Below are 13,747 nucleotides of genomic sequence, written 5' to 3'. Positions count from 1 at the left end.
TGCGTGCAGTCGTAGGGTGAGCACCCGTGAGCGTCCTCGTGATCACCGGTACCGGCACCGAGGTCGGCAAGACGGTGACCGTCGCCGCCCTGGCCGCCCTCGCGGTCGCCGACGGGCGCCGGGTCGCCGTGCTTAAGCCCGCGCAGACCGGGGTCGCCGACGGTGAGCCCGGTGACCTGGCCGAGGTGGTCCGCCTGGCGGGCCCCGTCACCACCCGTGAGCTGCGGCGATACCCCGAGCCCCTGGCGCCGGCGACGGCCGCGCGGCGGGCCGGGTTGCCCGGCGTGCACCCGAGCGAGGTCGCCGCGGCGGCCGTCGAGCTGGACGAGTCGCACGACCTGGTCCTGGTCGAGGGCGCGGGCGGGCTGCTGGTGCGGTTCGACGACGAGGGCACGACCATCGCCGACGCCGCCTGGGCGCTCAACGCACCCGTGCTCGTCGTCGCGCAGGCCGGCCTGGGCACCCTGAACGCGACCGCGTTGACCGCCGAGGCCCTGCTGCGCCGCGGCCTGGAGTCGGTGGGCGTGGTGGTCGGGCGGTGGCCCGCGGCGCCGGACCTGGCGGCCCGGTGCAACCTGGTCGACCTGCCCGAGGCGGCCGGCGCGCCGCTGCTGGGCGTGCTGCCCGATGGCGCGGCCGGGCTGGGGCGCGACGAGTTCCTGGCCGTCGCGCGCGAGGGGCTGTCGCCGTGGTTCGGCGGCACGTTCGACCCGGAGAAGTTCGCCGCGCCACACGTTTGTTGACCGTGTCAGTGACGTACGTCGCTGGGTAGGGGGCGCGGGTGTGCGGCAGACTGACCGCCGGACCACCGCCGGACGACCCCTGGGAGAACCACCGTGACCGCAGCCCCCGAACAGGTCGATGTCCTCGGCGTTGCCCGTGAGCAGGTGCTGGAGCGCGGTGTCGGCCTGTCCGAGGAGCAGGTGCTCGCCGTGCTCTCCCTCGACGACGACCGCATCCCCGAGCTGCTGGAGCTGGCCCACCAGGTCCGGATGCGCTGGTGCGGACCGGAGGTCGAGGTCGAGGGCATCGTGTCGCTCAAGACGGGCGGCTGCCCCGAGGACTGCCACTTCTGCTCGCAGTCCGGGCAGTTCCCGTCCCCGGTGCGCTCGGCGTGGCTGGACATCCCCGGCCTGGTGCGCGCGGCCCGCCAGACCCGCGACACCGGCGCGACCGAGTTCTGCATCGTGGCCGCCGTGCGCGGCCCGGACAAGCGGCTGCTCTCGCAGGTCCGCGACGGCATCAAGGCCATCCGCGAGGACGGCAACGACATCCAGATCGCGTGCTCGCTGGGGATGCTGACCCAGGAGCAGGTGGACGAGTTGGTCGAGATGGGTGTCCACCGCTACAACCACAACCTCGAAACCGCCCGCTCGCACTTCCCGAACGTCGTCACCACCCACTCCTGGGAGGAGCGGTGGGACACGCTGAAGATGGTGCGCGAGGCGGGCATGGAGGTGTGCTGCGGCGGCATCATCGGCATGGGCGAGACGCTGGAGCAGCGCGCGGAGTTCGCCGTGCAGCTCGCCGCGCTGGAGCCGGACGAGGTGCCGCTGAACTTCCTCATCCCCAACCCGGGCACGCCCTACGAGAACTACCCGGTGGTCGAGGGCACCGAGGCGCTCAAGACCGTCGGCGCGTTCCGGCTGGCCCTGCCGCGCACGATCCTGCGCTTCGCGGGCGGCCGTGAGCTGACCTTCGGCGACCTGGGCGCCAAGCAGGGCATGCTCGGCGGCGTCAACGCGATCATCGTGGGCAACTACCTGACCAACCTGGGCCGCCCGGCGCAGGAGGACCTGGACATGCTGGAAGAGCTGTCCATGCCGATCAAGGAACTGAGCAAGACGCTGTGATGACGGCCGTGTATTGCGGGTACTGCGGCAAGGGCCTCGAGGAGGTCGACCACGCCGCGTGCACGAAGCGCCTGCGCGTGATCGACCCGCCCCGGTTCTGCTCGGCGTGCGCCCGGCGCATGGTCGTGCAGGTGACGCCGTCGGGGTGGACCGCCACCTGCAGCCGGCACGGGGAGATCAGCTCCTCGGCTTGACCCGGCCATCACGAGGGTTGTACGCACGCGCGGTAACCTCCCCTGCGTCGGTTCATCGGGGCAGGGGAGGCGTGCGTGGTGGCGGAACAACCGGTGGACGAACGCGCCGCCCCCGTGCGCGTGCCGCCCGTCTTCGTCTACCGCTACCTGCCCCCACGTCCCCGGGTCGTGGTGAAGCGCGACCTGCTGCCCGGCTTCGCCGTGCTGTCCACGATCGCCCTGCTGGGCCTGCCCGCCGGCTGGCTGTGGGCGCGGATCGCGCCGCCGCAGAACGTGGTCGTGGCACAGGACGGCGCCCTGGTGCCGGTGACCGGGGAGAGCTACCACCGGCTGGACGGCTTGATGCTGTTCGTGCTGATCGGCCTGGGGGCGGGGCTGCTGACCGGGATCGCGGTGTGGCTGCTCCGGGAGCGCCGGGGCCCCGTGGTGATGCTGGCGGCCACGGGTGGCGGCGCGTTGGCGGCGTACCTGGGGCAGCGGACCGGGGTCGGGTCGGCGGCGAGCCGTTACGCGATCGAGAACCCGCCGAAGGTGGGGGACATGATCGCCCTCGCGCCGGTGTTGGAGACCTGGTGGGGCGTGCTGGCGTGGCCGTTGGGGACGGCGCTGGCTTATGGCTGTCTGGCCGCGTGGAACGGCTTGGACGACTTGGGTCGCCGTCTCGGTTAGATCGTGTAGTGGTCGTCCCGGACGTCCGTGACGAACATGTGGCCGGGCGCGTGCGTGATCGCGAACGGCGGCTTGGACGCCATCACGGCCGCTTGAGGTGTCACGCCACATGCCCAGAACACCGGCACATCGCCCGGTTCCGGCGTGGTGGGGTCGCCGAAGTCGGGGTGGTCGAGGTCCTTGATCCCCAGGTCGCGGGGGTTGCCCGCGTGCACGGGGGCTCCGTGCACGGCGGGCATCCGGGCGGTCGTGGCGTGGGCGGTGTGGACCTGGTCGACGGGGACGTAGCGCATGCTGACGACCAGGGGGCCGTGGATCCGCCCGGCCGGGCGGCATTCGCGGTCCGTGACGTACATCGGGACGTTGCGGCCCTGGTCGACGTACCGGAGGGGGACGCCGGCCCGGCGCAGGGCTGACTCGAAGGTGAAGCTGCAGCCGATCAGGAACGCCACCAGGTCGTCGCGCCAGTGGTCGGTGGCGTCCGTGGGTTCGACTTTCAGCTCGCCGTGCTCCCAGATCCGGTAGCGGGGGATGTCCCGGGCCAGGTCGGCGTGCTCGGCGAGGACCGTGGTCCGGACGCCGGGATCGGTGACGTCCAGGACCGGGCAGGGTTTCGGGTTGCGCTGGGCGAACAGGAGCACGTCGTAGGCCCAGTCCCGGGGGACGGCGATCAGGTTGGCCTGCGCGTAGCCCGGGGCGAGTCCGGCGGTGGGGCCGTGGGCCGTGCGGCGGACCTCCTCGGGTGTCATGCGAGTTCCTTTCCGAGGGTTTCCGGCAGGCCGAGCAGGGCCAGCACGGCGATGCCGTACGCGACCGCCCCGAACACCATCGCGCCGCCGACACCCATGGTGCTCGCCATGAACCCGACCAGCGCGGGGAACAACGCGCCGACCGCGCGGCCGAAGTTGTAGGTGAAGCCCTGGCCGGTGCCGCGCAGGGCGGTCGGGTACAGCTCGGCGAGGAACGAGCCGAAGCCGCTGAAGATCGCGGACATGCAGAACCCGAGCGGGAAGCCGAGGAACAGGATGACGGTGTTCGCGCCTTCGGGGATCTGGGTGTAGAGGACGATCAGGACGGCGGACAGGAAGGCGAACAGCGCGAAGGTCTTCTTGCGGCCCAGCCGGTCGGTCAGGTAGCCGCCGGTGACGTAGCCGATGAACGCGCCGGTGATCAGGAACGCCAGGTAGCCGCCGGTGCCGATGACGGTGAGGTCGCGTTCCTTCTTGAGGTAGGTGGGCAGCCAGGTGGCGAGGGTGTAGTAGCCGCCTTGGACGCCGGTGGCGAGGAGGGCGGCGAAGAAGGTGGTCTTGAGGGTGCCGGGCTTGAAGATGGCGGTGAAGGAGCCCTTGTCCTTGGTGGTCTGGCGGCGTTCGGTGACCTGCGGGGCGTCTTCGACGTTGCGGCGGAGGTAGATGATCAGGACGGCGGGGAGGGCGCCGGTCCAGAACAGGACGCGCCAGGCGATGTCCTGGGGGAACAGGTTGAAGACGAGCGTGTAGACGACGACGGCGAGCCCCCAGCCGACCGCCCAGCTGCTCTGCACGAACGCGACGGCCCGGCCGCGGTAGCGGGGTTTGCAGTACTCGGCGACGAGGATCGCGCCCGCCGCCCACTCGCCGCCGAAGCCGAGTCCTTGGAGGGCGCGGAAGACCAGGAGGGTTTCGTAGCTGGTGGCGAAGCCGCAGAGGACGGTGAAGACCGCGTAGGTGATGACGGTGATCATCAGGGTGCGGACGCGGCCGATGCGGTCGGCCATGATGCCCGCGATGACGCCGCCGAGGGCGCTGACCAGGAGGGTGACGGTGGTCAGGAGGCCGGCCTGGCCGGTGGAGATGCCGAAGTAGGCGGTGATGGCGACGAGGCTGAGGGGGAGGACCTGGAAGTCGTAGGAGTCCAGGCCCCAGCCCCCGGCGGCGCCGACGAAGGCCCGCTTGCCCTTGGTGCCGAGGGTCCGGAACCAGGCGAAGGCACCGGTGTCGGTGGCGCTGTTGTCGCTGGTCCCGCTGTCGGTGGCGCTGCTGTTGGTGCCGGCTGGGTCCGTTGGGGCGGTGTGGCTGGTCATGTCGACTCTCACCTCGCAGGCTCGGGTGTGCTCCGGGGTGTGCGCTGGCCCACACGCTAGAGGATTGTTGAACAATCCCACTAGGGGGCAATAGGATTAATCAACACGCGAACACTCGGCCGCAACCCAGGGCAGGGCTCGGCCTGGGTGAGTAGGGCACAGCGGCGCGGGGCCTGCGTGGCTTGGCCTGGCGCGGCGGGGCTTGGCTTTGGCGCGGGCAGCGCGGCGCGGGCTAGCGCGGCGCGGGCGTGGCGTCAGCGTGGCGGAGTCCGGTCGCGCGGCGGGCCGGCTGCGGTGGGTCAGTTGCGGTGGGGGAGGTGGCCCAGTTCGGCCAGAGGGGCTGGGACCGCGTGGAGAGCGGCGATGATGCCGGCCTCCCGGTGCATCGCCCGCCGCACCATCCGCAGCCGCCGCGCCTCCGACCGCTCCTCCAACAACCGCTGCCGGTCCTCCAACGTCAACAGGCAGTCGTTCGCCAGCGAGTACGCCAGCGCCTCACCCTCCGCCGCCACCACCGGGTCGTCCTCGAACGCCGCCCGCCGGTACCGGCTGAACGCCGCCCGCGCCCGCTCCTCCAGCAACGGCAGCATCTCCGCCACCTCCGGCGGCGACGCCACGTCCGCCACCCACTCCACCGTCCCCATCAGGTACGGCGCGCTCTCCGTGTCCACCGACACCAGCCGGAACCGCCGCCCGCCCCGGCACGACAGGTCGAAACGCCCGTCCGGCAACGGCTTCGCGTCGTGCAGCAGCGCCTCGCACCCCACCGTGTGCAGCGCGGTCGCGTTTCCCGGACCGACCTCCCAGCCCTGGCGGATCGCGACCACGCCGAAGCTCTGGTTCGGCAACTGCCCCGTCACCAGGTCCACGGTCAACTGCCGGTACCTGGGCTCGAACACGTGCAGCGGCAGCGACGTTCCCGGCAGCAGCACGGTGCCCAGGGGGAACAGCGGGAGCGTCGTCGTCACATGCCCAAACTACGGCCGGCCGGTGGCCGCAGCACGGCGAACGGATCGGTGACCCGCATCTCCCGCGACACGAACCGGAACAGCGCCGCCGGCCGCCCACCCGACGGACCTACCGGCGCGACCCCGCCCGTCGGCTCCAGCAGTCCGCGCCGGGACAGCACGCGTTGCAGGTTGGTCGCCGACACCTTGTACCCCAGCGCCGCCGAGTACAGCGACCGCAGCGCCGAGATGGTGAACGACGGCGGCGCGAGGGCGAAGCCCAGGTTCGTGTAGGACAGTTTGGACGCCAGCCGGTGCCGCGCCCGCAGGATGATCGCCTCGTGGTCGAACGCCGTCGCGGGCAGGGCGTCCACGGGGTGCCACGCGGTGTCCGAAGGCACCACCGGGTCCGTGTCGGACGGCACCAGGCCCAGGAACGCCGTGGCCACCACGCGCGGCCCGGGCACCCGCGTCGGCGCGCTGAAAACGGCGAGCTGCTCCACGTGGGAGAGCTGTCTCACGTCCACCTTCTCCGCGAGCTGGCGGCGGATCGACGCCTCCACGTCCTCGTCGGCGCCGAGCCCGCCACCGGGCAGTGACCAGCGGTGAGCGTGCGGTTCCCGCGCGCGCTCCCACAGCATGACCTGGAGTGATCCGTCTCTCACCTGGAGCACTGCGGCCAGTACCTCATGTCCCGCGAGACCCACTTGGCTGATACTATCGGCCACGTTTTCGCCCGGAAGGCGAAAACCTGGCACAAGGAGGATCACGATGGTCGCTACCGCCTACGTGGAGCGAACCGCCGACGGTGCGTACGACGGCATCGCGCCGGACGCCGCGTGGCGGGACGAGGTGCTGGAACTGGCGCGCAAGCAGGACGCCGTGATCCTCGCGCACAACTACCAGCTCCCCGAGATCCAGGACATCGCCCACCACACCGGCGACTCGCTGGCGCTCAGCCGCATCGCGGCCGCGAGCGACGCGTCGACCATCGTGTTCTGCGGCGTGCACTTCATGGCCGAGACCGCGAAGATCCTGGCCCCGCACAAGACCGTCCTCATCCCGGACGAGCGCGCCGGCTGCTCGCTGGCCGACTCGATCACCGGCGAGCAGCTGCGCGCCTGGAAGGCCGAGCACCCGGGCGCGGTCGTGGTGTCCTACGTGAACACGACCGCCGAGGTGAAGGCGGAGACCGACATCTGCTGCACGTCCTCGAACGCGGTGGACGTCGTGCGGTCCATCCCGGCCGACCGCGAGGTCCTGTTCCTGCCCGACCAGTTCCTCGGCGCGCACGTCAAGCGCGAGACCGGCCGGGACAACCTGCACATCTGGGCGGGCGAGTGCCACGTCCACGCGGGCATCAACGGCCCCGAGCTGGCCGAGCGCGCGGCGGCGAACCCGGACGCGGACCTGTTCATCCACCCGGAGTGCGGCTGCGCCACCTCGGCGCTGTACCTGGCGGGCGAGGGCACCGTCCCGGCGGAGAAGGTCAAGATCCTCTCGACCGGCGACATGATCACCGCCGCCCGCCGCACGAGCGCGAAGTCGGTGCTGGTGGCGACCGAGGTCGGCATGCTGCACCAGCTGCGCCGCGCCGCGCCGGAGATCGACTTCCGCGCGGTGAACGACCGGGCCTCGTGCCGGTACATGAAGATGATCACCCCGGCGGCCCTCCTGCGCTGCCTGCGCGAGGGCAAGGACGAGGTGTTCGTCGACCTCGACACCGCCGAGCGCGCGCAGGGCGCCGTGCAGCGGATGATCGAGATCGGGCAGCCCGGCGGCGGCGAGTGACCACCCCGGTGTGGGAGGCGCGGGCCGACCTCGTGGTGGTCGGCACGGGCGTCGCGGGGCTGACGGCCGCGTTGCGCGCGCGTGAGCTGGGACTTCGAGTCCTCGTGGTCACCAAGGCCGAGCAGGGTGACGGCAACACCCGGTGGGCGCAGGGCGGCGTGGCCGTCGTGCTGCCCGGTGAGCACGACGAGGGCGACACCGTCGAGGCGCACGTCCGCGACACCCTGGTGGCCGGCGCGGGGTTGTGCGACGAGGACGCCGTGCGGGCGATCATCGCGGGTGGACCGGCGGCCGTGGCGCGGCTTCGTGAACGCGGCGCGGTGTTCGACTCCGGTGTGGACGGTCGGCTCGCGCGGACCCGTGAAGGCGGGCACAGCGCGTTCCGCGTGGTGCACGCCGGCGGCGACGCGACCGGTGCCGAGGTCGAGCGGGCGTTGCTCGCGGCGGCCCGCGACGGTCGGGTCCCCGTGCTGGAGAACCACATCGCGGTGGACGCGGTGCGCACCCCGCTGGGCCAGGTGTGCGGCCTGCTGGTGCTGGACGGCGGCGGTGTGCCGGGTGTGCTGACCGCACCCGCCGTGCTGCTGGCCAGCGGCGGCCTCGGGCAGCTCTACCAGGCGACCTCCAACCCGGAGGTGGCCACCGGCGACGGGCTCGCGCTCGCCCTGCGGGCCGGCGCGGTGGCGGCGGACGTCGAGTTCGTGCAGTTCCACCCGACCGTCCTCTACACCGGGCGCGGCGCGCGCGGCCGGTGCCCGCTGGTCACCGAGGCGGTGCGCGGCGAGGGCGCGGTGCTGGTCGACGCGACCGGCGCGCGCGTGATGCGCGGCGTCCACCCGCTGGAGGACCTGGCGCCGCGCGACGTCGTGGCGGCGGCCATCACCCGGCACATGGCGGGCGGCCCCGGCGGCATCGACGACCACGTCTTCCTTGACGCCACCAGCATCTCCGACTTCGCCCGGCGGTTCCCGACGGTGCACGCGGCGTGCGTCGCGGCGGGGATCGACCCGGCCACCGCCCCCATCCCGGTCGCCCCGGCGGCGCACTTCGCGTGCGGCGGCGTGGTGTCCGATGTGGACGGACGGACCGGGGTGACCGGCCTGTACGCGGCGGGCGAGGTGGCGCGGACGGGGTTGCACGGCGCGAACCGGTTGGCGTCCAACAGCTTGCTCGAAGGTCTGGTGGTCGGCACCCGCGCCGCCGAGGCGGTGGCGAGCGACCTGGCATTGGGCCTGCAGGCGAAGTGCACAGGCACCGCCGAACTACCGGTGGCGCCGGTCGCGGACCGGGACGCGTTGCAGCGCGTCATGAGCCGGTACGCGGCGATCGGGCGGGACGCCGAGGGCCTGGCCGTCGTCGGCTCGGTGCTCGACCTGTCCACTGTGGACCGACGGCTGGACACCCGGGAACTGGTGGAGGACGCGGCGCTCACCGTGGCCGCGCGGGCGCTCATCGCCGCGGCGGCCGAGCGCACCGAGTCCCGCGGCTGCCACGTCCGCACCGACTTCCCGCAGCGGGACGACGTGAACTGGCTGCGCAGCCAGGTCGTCCGGCTCACCCCGTCCGGCCAGCCGGTGCTGGCCGACCCCGTCACGACCGCGAGGACGGTGGCATGACACTCGACATGGACGACGTGCGCCGCGTCATCACGACGGCGCTGGCCGAAGACCTGCGCTACGGCCCGGACGCGACGACGGAGGCCACCGTGCCCGCCGACGCCGTGGCCGTCGCCGAACTGACCCCGCGCAAGGCCGGTGTGCTCGCGGGCATCCCGGTGGCGGTCGCGGTGTTCGAGGAGGTCCTGGACGTCGAGGTGCTGGACCGCGCGCAGGACGGCGACAAGGCGGTGCCCGGCGAGCCCGCGCTGGTCGTGCGGGGGCCTGTGCGCGGGCTGCTGACCGCCGAGCGCACCGCGTTGAACCTGCTGTGCCACCTGTCCGGCATCGCCACGCTCACCGCCGCGTGGGTGGACGAGGTCGAGGGCACCAAGGCGAAGATCCGGGACTCCCGCAAGACCCTCCCGGGCTTGCGGCTGCTGGAGAAGTACGCCGTGCGTTGTGGAGGCGGCGTCAACCACCGGATGGGCCTCGGGGACGCGGTGCTGATCAAGGACAACCACGTCCAAGCCGCGGGTTCGATGCGCGCGGCGATGGCCGCCGTCCGGGCGCATGCGCCGCACCTGGCGTGCGAGGTCGAGGTGGACTCGTTGGCGCAGTTGGACGAGGCCATCGCCGAGGGCGCGGAACTGGTGCTGCTGGACAACTTCAGCGTCGCCGAGTGCGTGGAGGCGGTGCGTCGGGCAGGGGGCGTCGCACTGGAGGCCTCCGGCGGGCTGACCCTGGACGTGGCCCGGGCTTACGCCGAGACCGGCGTGGACTACCTGGCGGTGGGCGGCCTGACCCACTCGGCCCCGGCCCTCGACCTGGGCATGGACCTGCGCTGAGCCGGCCTGAGTTGCGCCGGCCCGCGCTGGGCCGGCCTGCGTTGAGCGGGTCTGCGTTGAGCGGGTCTGGAAGCTGATGGCGGGTGGCGGCCCGGCCCGGTGTGTCGGGGCCGCCACCCGCCGGCTCGCGCGGTGGCGTGGACACCGCCGAGCCGACCTCGGCCGGCGATCCGGCGCGGCGGCGTGGCCTCCGACCCCCGGTTCCATCGTCCCACGGGGTACCGACAAATCCGGCCGGACGGCCGGCCACTTCCGCGCGCTCGGTGCGGGATCGCCGCTGGGGCCCGGTCAGCGGTTGCTGCGCGGGTCCCGGGGGTTGCGCGGGGTCTTGGGGTCGCGGGGGACGCGGCCCTCCGGGTGTTCGACGTCCACCTGCTCCTTGCGCACGTCGCCGCCGATCCGCTGCTGCTCGGTCACGGCCTCCTTCTCCAGCCGCACCCGCTCGACCGCCTCGGCGTGCTTGTCCACCACCGGCTCCTGCCGGCGCACCGACACCTCGGCCTCCTCGTCCTGGAACGGGCGGCCGCGCTCGGTGCCGTCGGCGGGCTCGCGCACCACGTGCACCTCTTCGTGGGTCACCGGCACGGTGACGCCCCGGTGCTCGGTCACGGTGTGCTTGACCAGCCGCACGCGACCTGCCTCGACGTCCCGGGTGCCGACGTCCAACTGCTCCTCGTAGCGGGTCACCGAGTCGCCCCGGTCCTTCGCGGCGCGGTCGTCGGTGAGCTTGCCCGCCATCGTCTCCCGGCCGCGCGCCTGCTGCTCGCCGCGCAGCTTGTCGTGCTCGCCCGACCGCACCCCGGGGATCATCCCGTAGTACCGGTACAGCTCGTCCTGCTGCTGGTCGGACATGTGCTGGTCCTCGGTGTCGATCCGCGGCGCGTCCTTGACCTGCTGCTTCTCCACCGGGACCACGATGTGGCCCTTGCTGACCGTCGCGTCCTGGATCGGGACGAAGGACTCTTTCATGCCGAACAGGCCGGTGTGCACGGACGCCCACATGGGGCGGCCGTCCCGGTCGTCCAGCCACACCTGCTTGACCGACCCGATCCGCTCACCGTGGGCGTCGAGGACGTCGCAGTCGTACAGCCGGTCCACTTCCGCCTGGTTGATCATGGGTTCACCCTTCGCATGGTCCTGTGCTGCGAAAGCGGGGTTACCCATGATCTGAGCCGACCCACGGCCCCTCACCCGGACGTGGAGCAACATCCTTCGAAAGGGATTCGCGTCCCTCGGAGCGCGGTCAGAGCCGCCGGTTGGCCAACACCGGGAGCGTGCGTCGGGCCTCCTCGACCGCCGCCGCGTCGATGTCGACGACCAGCACTTCCGGCGCGCCGCCCAACTGCCCGACCACCGCGCCCAGCGGCGACGCCACCGTGCTGAACCCCACACCGGTCGGCGCGCCGCCCAGGTCCACCCCGGGATCGGCCTGCCCGCACGCCAGCACCCACGACGTGCAGTCCAGCGCCCGCGCCCGCACCAGCAGCTCCCACTGCTCCCGCTTGCCCGGCCCCGCGCCCCACGACGCGCACAGCAGCACCGCCGCCGCGCCCTGGTCGGCCAGCGCCCGGAACAGCTCCGGGAACCGCACGTCGTAGCAGGTGGCGAGGCCCAGCGTGAGCCCGTCGACCTCGAACACGACCGGCTTGGTCCCCGGCGCGACCGTGCGGGACTCCTCGAACCCGAACGCGTCGTACAGGTGGATCTTGTCGTAGCCCACGTGCAGCCCGCCGCCCGTGACCAGCAGCGTGTTGGCCACCCGGCCGTCCGGCGCGGGCGTGAACATCCCGGCCACCACGACCACGCCGGCCGCGTCCGCGATCTCCCGCACGGCGGTGGCCCACGGCCCGTCCAGCGGCTCCGCGACCGGCCCGAGCGGCACGCCGAACCGGCACATGGTGGCCTCGGGGAACACCGCGACCCGCGCGCCGGCGGCCTGCGCCACACCGGTCCGCACCAGGTCGAGGTTCGCCACCGGGTCGGTGGAGGAGTTGATCTGGCAGAGCGCGACACGCATGGTGCCCACTCTAGGTAGTGTCGGGTCTCGTGCGCTCCCTGTTGCCCCCGCTCGTACTAGTCGCTGCCCTCGCCGCCTCCGCGTGCACGGGGAACACGACACCGAGCGCCGAGGGCACCGCGGACGGCAGCTCGATCGTCCTGGCCGACAGCACCGAGCCGACCACCCTCAACCCGTTGCTGGGCTACGGCCGCGACGGCGTCTCCAAGCTCTACGACGGCCTGGTCGAGCACCGCGCCGACCGCACCCTGCGCCCCAACCTGGCCGCCGACCTGCCGCAGCCCTCCGCCGACGGCCTGACCTGGACCGTCCGGCTGCGCGACGACGTCAAGTTCACCGACGGCACCACGTTCGGCCCGGAGGACGTCGTCGCGACCTACCGCGCGTTGCTCGACCCGGCGCGCGGCGCGACCGAGCGCGGCGCGTTCCCGGTGCTCACCGGGGTCGAGCAGCTCGACGTGCACACCGTGCGGTTCGCGCTGGCCAAGCCGTGGGCGGCGTTCCCGCACCAGTTGGTGCTGGGCGTGCTGCCCAGCGAGGCCCTCGACGGGGTCGCTCTGAAGGACGTCAAACCCATCGGGACCGGCCCGTACAAGCTCGCCGACTGGCGCAAGGGCGACCGGATGGTGCTGGAGTCCAACGCTGCCCACTTCAGCGGCGAGCCCAAGATCCGCAAGCTGACCGTGGTGTTCGTGCCCGACGACAACACCCGCGCCCAGCGCCTCCAGGCGGGCGAGTTCGACGGGGCGGAACTGCCGCCCCGGCTGGCGTCCGGCTTCACCAACACCGGCGGGATGCGCGTGGTCACCCACCGGTCCACGGACTTGCGCGGCATCACCCTGCCCGCGGGCCCGGTGACCGGCGACCCGGCGCTGCGGATGGCGTTGAACCACGCGGTGAACCGCAAGGGCATCGTGGACAACCTGTTGGGTGGCAAGGGTTCCCCGGCCAGCACGCCCATCCCGGACACGCTGCCCGAGTTCCACGACCCGACCGCGGTGTTCGCCTACGACAAGGCCCAGGCCGAACTGCTGCTCGACCAGGCCGGCTGGGTGCGCGGCGCGGACGGCGTGCGGGCGCGCGACGGCGTCCCGGCCCGGTTCACGCTGATGTTCCCGATCGGGGACGTGGTCCGGGCGGACCTGGCCACGGCGTTCGCGGCCGAGGCCAAGGCGGTCGGCGTGGACGTGCAGCTGGCCGGCCTGAGCTGGGAAGCCATCACCCCGCGCCTGGGCGCCGACGCCCTGGTCTACGGCGGCGGCAGCCCGTTCGACCCGGACCTGACCGTCTACCCGGCCCTGCACACCGGCAACCCTTGGGGCTACGCGAACCCGCAGGTGGACGCGTTGCTCGACACCGGGCGGACGCTGCTGGACCCGGCCCAGCGCGCGGCGGCCTACCGGCAGTTGCAGCGGGCCTACCTGGCCGCGCCCGCGATGGTCGTGGTGGCGGCGGTGCAGCACATGTACGTGGTGCGCGAGAACTGGACCGGTTACCAGGAGGTCGTCGACCCGTACACGCACGGTGCCCTGTCTTGGGGACCGTGGTGGAACTTGGAGCGGTGGACACCTCGCTAGGCCGCGCTTCGCGCTGCTGGAGGGACCCGCTTCGCGCTCTTGGACGCGCTTCGCGCTCTCAGGACGTACGCGCCGGCGCGCTCGCAAGATCAAAAGCTACAAGCGGCGCTCGCCGCGCGGCAGGCCCTTCCTGTGGCTGATAGCCCAAAAGGGAGCGCAGGGCGCAAAAGCGGTCGCTGCGCGGCGTAAAGCAA

General features: G+C 72.6%; 14 protein-coding genes. 8 read left to right on the top strand and 6 right to left on the bottom strand.

The genetic code is table 11. The annotated features are described in order from the left end of the window. The first annotated feature begins 26 nt into the window (after nucleotides 1–26). The 4 genes from bioD (at nucleotide 27) to RIN75_RS35015 (ending at nucleotide 2,716) form a co-directional block, all read left to right on the top strand. Entirely contained in the window at nucleotides 27–743 is a 717-nt protein-coding gene (gene bioD, locus RIN75_RS35030; protein WP_309116379.1) for a dethiobiotin synthase, read from the top strand. 93 nt (nucleotides 744–836) lie between these two features. Continuing rightward, on the top strand, nucleotides 837–1,853 hold the full coding sequence (bioB, locus tag RIN75_RS35025) for a biotin synthase BioB (protein ID WP_309116378.1): 1,017 nt from the start codon (nucleotides 837–839) through the stop codon (nucleotides 1,851–1,853). Next, on the top strand, nucleotides 1,853–2,047 hold the full coding sequence (locus tag RIN75_RS35020; RefSeq protein WP_309116377.1) for a hypothetical protein: 195 nt from the start codon (nucleotides 1,853–1,855) through the stop codon (nucleotides 2,045–2,047). The genes bioB and RIN75_RS35020 overlap by 1 nt, the downstream gene beginning before the upstream one ends. Nucleotides 2,048–2,125: 78 nt before the next feature. Further along, nucleotides 2,126–2,716 carry a DUF2567 domain-containing protein gene (locus RIN75_RS35015; RefSeq protein ID WP_375296061.1) on the top strand — a complete coding sequence of 197 codons (591 nt, stop codon included), beginning with the start codon at nucleotides 2,126–2,128 and terminating at the stop codon, nucleotides 2,714–2,716. Here RIN75_RS35015 and RIN75_RS35010 read toward each other — a convergent pair. From RIN75_RS35010 to RIN75_RS34995, 4 genes are all read right to left on the bottom strand, one after another. Further along, entirely contained in the window at nucleotides 2,713–3,465 is a 753-nt protein-coding gene (locus RIN75_RS35010; protein ID WP_309116375.1) for a putative hydro-lyase, read from the bottom strand. The genes RIN75_RS35015 and RIN75_RS35010 overlap by 4 nt on opposite strands. Beyond that, nucleotides 3,462–4,778 carry an MFS transporter gene (locus RIN75_RS35005; protein WP_309116374.1) on the bottom strand — a complete coding sequence of 439 codons (1,317 nt, stop codon included), beginning with the start codon at nucleotides 4,776–4,778 and terminating at the stop codon, nucleotides 3,462–3,464. The genes RIN75_RS35010 and RIN75_RS35005 overlap by 4 nt, the downstream gene beginning before the upstream one ends. 299 nt (nucleotides 4,779–5,077) lie before the next feature. Beyond that, entirely contained in the window at nucleotides 5,078–5,746 is a 669-nt protein-coding gene (locus RIN75_RS35000) for an LON peptidase substrate-binding domain-containing protein (RefSeq protein ID WP_309116373.1), read from the bottom strand. Continuing rightward, nucleotides 5,743–6,432 carry an NUDIX domain-containing protein gene (locus RIN75_RS34995; protein WP_309116372.1) on the bottom strand — a complete coding sequence of 230 codons (690 nt, stop codon included), beginning with the start codon at nucleotides 6,430–6,432 and terminating at the stop codon, nucleotides 5,743–5,745. Before RIN75_RS34995 ends, RIN75_RS35000 begins: the two co-directional genes overlap by 4 nt. 64 nt (nucleotides 6,433–6,496) lie before the next feature. Between RIN75_RS34995 and nadA the strand changes: the two genes are divergently transcribed. The 3 genes from nadA to nadC are packed head-to-tail and all read left to right on the top strand — an operon-like array spanning nucleotide 6,497 to nucleotide 9,959. Beyond that, on the top strand, nucleotides 6,497–7,516 hold the full coding sequence (gene nadA / locus RIN75_RS34990) for a quinolinate synthase NadA (RefSeq protein WP_309116371.1): 1,020 nt from the start codon (nucleotides 6,497–6,499) through the stop codon (nucleotides 7,514–7,516). Beyond that, nucleotides 7,513–9,132: an L-aspartate oxidase gene (locus RIN75_RS34985; protein WP_309116370.1), complete on the top strand. Its 1,620-nt coding sequence runs from the start codon at nucleotides 7,513–7,515 to the stop codon at nucleotides 9,130–9,132. The genes nadA and RIN75_RS34985 overlap by 4 nt, the downstream gene beginning before the upstream one ends. After that, nucleotides 9,129–9,959 carry a carboxylating nicotinate-nucleotide diphosphorylase gene (nadC, locus tag RIN75_RS34980; protein WP_309116369.1) on the top strand — a complete coding sequence of 277 codons (831 nt, stop codon included), beginning with the start codon at nucleotides 9,129–9,131 and terminating at the stop codon, nucleotides 9,957–9,959. The genes RIN75_RS34985 and nadC overlap by 4 nt, the downstream gene beginning before the upstream one ends. Nucleotides 9,960–10,247: 288 nt before the next feature. Here the strand turns inward: nadC and RIN75_RS34975 are convergent, their stop codons facing one another. Both RIN75_RS34975 and RIN75_RS34970 read right to left on the bottom strand, forming a co-directional pair. After that, nucleotides 10,248–11,075 carry a PRC and DUF2382 domain-containing protein gene (locus RIN75_RS34975; RefSeq protein ID WP_309116368.1) on the bottom strand — a complete coding sequence of 276 codons (828 nt, stop codon included), beginning with the start codon at nucleotides 11,073–11,075 and terminating at the stop codon, nucleotides 10,248–10,250. A 127-nt stretch (nucleotides 11,076–11,202) separates the two neighbouring features. Further along, the gene (locus tag RIN75_RS34970; RefSeq protein WP_309116367.1) at nucleotides 11,203–11,976 is read right to left on the bottom strand and encodes a carbon-nitrogen hydrolase family protein; all 774 of its coding nucleotides are present in this window, start codon (nucleotides 11,974–11,976) and stop codon (nucleotides 11,203–11,205) included. A gap of 29 nt (nucleotides 11,977–12,005) precedes the next feature. Between RIN75_RS34970 and RIN75_RS34965 the strand changes: the two genes are divergently transcribed. After that, complete coding sequence (locus RIN75_RS34965) at nucleotides 12,006–13,553, top strand: ABC transporter substrate-binding protein (protein WP_309116366.1); 1,548 nt, start codon at nucleotides 12,006–12,008, stop codon at nucleotides 13,551–13,553. Nucleotides 13,554–13,747 lie beyond the last annotated feature (194 nt).

It is taken from the genome of Saccharothrix sp., assembly GCF_031180885.1.
In the GTDB taxonomy this organism is placed as follows: Bacteria; Actinomycetota; Actinomycetes; order Mycobacteriales; family Pseudonocardiaceae; genus Actinosynnema.
The sequence above is the reverse complement of the archived record's forward strand: the minus strand, read 5'-3'. Positions and strand labels throughout refer to the sequence as shown.

What these genes read in the sequence shown, in the direction of transcription:
- RIN75_RS35020 (WP_309116377.1), top strand. Translation starts at nt 1,853, where the DNA reads ATGACGGCCGTGTATTGCGGGTACTGCGGCAAGGGCCTCGAGGAGGTC.
- RIN75_RS35010 (WP_309116375.1), bottom strand. Translation starts at nt 3,465, where the DNA reads ATGACACCCGAGGAGGTCCGCCGCACGGCCCACGGCCCCACCGCCGGA.
- RIN75_RS35005 (WP_309116374.1), bottom strand. Translation starts at nt 4,778, where the DNA reads ATGACCAGCCACACCGCCCCAACGGACCCAGCCGGCACCAACAGCAGC.
- nadA (WP_309116371.1), top strand. Translation starts at nt 6,497, where the DNA reads ATGGTCGCTACCGCCTACGTGGAGCGAACCGCCGACGGTGCGTACGAC.
- nadC (WP_309116369.1), top strand. Translation starts at nt 9,129, where the DNA reads ATGACACTCGACATGGACGACGTGCGCCGCGTCATCACGACGGCGCTG.
- RIN75_RS34975 (WP_309116368.1), bottom strand. Translation starts at nt 11,075, where the DNA reads ATGATCAACCAGGCGGAAGTGGACCGGCTGTACGACTGCGACGTCCTC.
- RIN75_RS34970 (WP_309116367.1), bottom strand. Translation starts at nt 11,976, where the DNA reads ATGCGTGTCGCGCTCTGCCAGATCAACTCCTCCACCGACCCGGTGGCG.